Source organism: Bacillus mycoides (genome assembly GCF_001757995.1).
Lineage (GTDB): Bacteria > Bacillota > Bacilli > Bacillales > Bacillaceae_G > Bacillus_A > Bacillus_A mycoides_B.
Genome location: NZ_LXLV01000008.1, coordinates 1 through 2,648, shown reverse-complemented (window position 1 = coordinate 2,648; position 2,648 = coordinate 1). Strand labels below are relative to the sequence as shown.

Below are 2,648 nucleotides of genomic sequence, written 5' to 3'. Positions count from 1 at the left end.
TAGGCACGCCGCCAGCGTTCATCCTGAGCCAGGATCAAACTCTCCAATAAAGTTAGTTTGTCTAGCATCTAAAAATAAAAATTGACGTTCACGTTGTTTGTTTCGTTCAGTTTTCAAAGAACTACTTCGTCGCTCATTTGCGACTCCCTTATGTTAACATTTCCAATTTGTAATGTCAACTAAGTTTTTTTATTTCGTTTGTCGCTTTCTGCGTTGTTGCTACCGGCGACTTGTTCTATATTACACCTCTATAGGATAATCGTCAACACCTTTTATTCAATTAATAATAAAAATAATTCCAAAGGTATTTTTATTATTAATTTTAGTTAGTGAACCTCTCCACCTAATTCATAGATTTTGATGGAGCATCCTTCATCATAAATACGGTTAACTCGAGCATTTTCACACCACTGGTGCGACCGCCTGAACTAACTAGGGAATTTATAAAACCGTTGGTTGAACTCTTTATATTTAGGAAGTGTATTTATTTTCGTAGTATGCACCAATATTTCCACGGCCGGTACGATTCTTTTTGCGTTCCAATCGTCCAAACTTAAAAATTCTTTATCAATAACATTCATAAAATACGAAAGTGCTTCATTTAAAATTTGAATCGTTAGTTCAAAAATGTTTGTTTGATTTGTTGTTTTATGTTTTAGAGTTTTAGATTTTGTCGCGGACATCCAACAAACCCTCCTTCCTTTTCGTATTTGAGTATGTTAAAAATGTAACCTGTATTAATTTAGTTGTAAAATAATAAGGGGGGATTTCATGCATGAATGTAACAAGAATAGACACCCCCTATAAACTAATATATCATTTAGTTATTTTCACAAAATATAGGTATCCTTGTATCAATGAAGACATAAAAAATAGGCTCGAGGAAATTGCTCACAACCTATTTACAAAGTGGATTTGTACCCTTATGGAAATGAATGATGAAGAGGATCACATACATATCCTGTTTGATGCTCCGCTACAAATTCACTTAGCTAACGTTGTGAATAGTTTTAAAACAGTTACTTCCCTCTATATACGAAAGGAGTTCCCAGATGAATTGAAACCTTTTTACTGGAAACCGTATTTTTGGAGTAGAAGTCACATGTTACTTACAACGGGAGTTGCACCAATTGAAGTTATACGTGCCTACATATAGAATCAGTGAAAATAATAAAAAAGGAACATCTCATTACATACACAAGACGCTCCTTCTTCTTATTGACACACTTTAACACTCTTTATTATCTTTAATACGTCGATCACCTGGCAGAAATAAATCAATTAATTTCTGTTTATCCGCCCATATCACTCCAAATAAAACTAAGCTAGCTCCAATTACCACCCTCCATGTTAAAGATTCATTTAATAAAACAATTGAAGAAACAATACTTATTAACGGTAATGCATTTAAATATAATCCACTTACTGATGCTGAGACTGTCTCTAACGCTTTATTCCAAAACCAATATGCTAAAATTGTTGCCCCAATAACAAGATACATTACACTAAATCCTGTCTTCCACGTTTCAATCTCTGGGAAACCGTAGTAAAAAGTTTCTACCATTGCAAATGGTAATAGAATAACAGCTCCAATAATTAAAGTTAGTGTTGTAAAAACCTTGTTTGATAGATACTGTTCTTGTTTTGGCCGTTTTAACAAAACTGTGTAGATAGCAAATAAAAAGGTGCTTAATAATATAAGTATATCTCCTATTAAAGACACCTCTTGATTCGTATTGTTAGATGGAATTGTAATAAGAAGTACTCCTATAGCGCCCAATATAATTCCAATCCAATAATTCAGCTGAATTTTCTCTTTCAAAAATAACGCTGAAAGAAGAATTGTAACTAATGGCAATGCAGCATCAATGATACTAACATGTAATCCACTTGTTAAAGAAATCCCGTAGGATGTGAACATAAAGTACCCAGCTACACCAGTAAAAGATAGCAAACTCATTCTTTTCCATGGAATATGTTTATGTACGATTGCTTTTTGAAGTTGGCCATATGAAAAAAGCATACAAATTCCCCCTGCGAAGAAAAGACGAATAAATAACAAAGTAAATGGTTGAATAGATTCTAATGCCCATTTCGTTGGCGCAATTGCCGTCCCCCATAATATAACAGCCACTAATAACATGCATATTTCTTTCATAATCCCCCACACCCATCAAAAAATATATGTTAACTACCTCAATTATAGATTTTTTCTTAAGTAAAATCCTTTAAAACCACAAAAAGGTTATGTGAAAAATAGCCATCCAGCTCTTTTCCGCATAACCTTTTCATATTAGATTAAAAACATTATGTTCATTCTATAACTGAATTAACATAAAAAGGTAATCCTTACCTTCAATTAATATTTAAACGTATTACTTTATAACCTTCTTATCACTTTAATATCCAAATTTTATTTTATACCGTTTCTATTTCTTTTTTTCTTCTTTAGGATTATTAAATTTATGGATTTTAACCTTCGGTAAATAAAAATAAACACAAAAAGACCTAAGTCGAAACGACTTAGGTTTTTGCTTGGCGACGTCCTACTCTCACAGGGACAAGGTCCCAACTACCATCGGCGCTAGAGAGCTTAACTTCCGTGTTCGGTATGGGAACGGGTGTGACCTCTCTGCCATCATCACAAA

3 protein-coding genes and 1 rRNA gene are annotated in these 2,648 nt (G+C 33.3%); 1 reads left to right on the top strand and 3 read right to left on the bottom strand.

The window, feature by feature from the left end; all coding sequences use genetic code 11:
* Positions 1-428: 428 nt before the first annotated feature.
* Positions 429-683: a hypothetical protein gene (locus tag BWGOE10_RS01480; RefSeq protein ID WP_070140636.1), complete on the bottom strand. Its 255-nt coding sequence runs from the start codon at positions 681-683 to the stop codon at positions 429-431.
* Positions 684-775: 92 nt separating this feature from the next.
* On the opposite strand from BWGOE10_RS01480, the gene tnpA reads away from it, so the two are divergent.
* Complete coding sequence (tnpA, locus tag BWGOE10_RS01475) at positions 776-1,156, top strand: IS200/IS605 family transposase (RefSeq protein ID WP_070140635.1); 381 nt, start codon at positions 776-778, stop codon at positions 1,154-1,156.
* A gap of 72 nt (positions 1,157-1,228) precedes the next feature.
* On the opposite strand, the gene BWGOE10_RS01470 is transcribed toward tnpA, so the two are convergent.
* Together BWGOE10_RS01470 and rrf are read right to left on the bottom strand one after the other, a co-directional pair.
* On the bottom strand, positions 1,229-2,158 hold the full coding sequence (locus tag BWGOE10_RS01470; protein ID WP_070140634.1) for a DMT family transporter: 930 nt from the start codon (positions 2,156-2,158) through the stop codon (positions 1,229-1,231).
* A gap of 375 nt (positions 2,159-2,533) precedes the next feature.
* Positions 2,534-2,648, bottom strand: a 5S ribosomal RNA gene (gene rrf, locus BWGOE10_RS01465).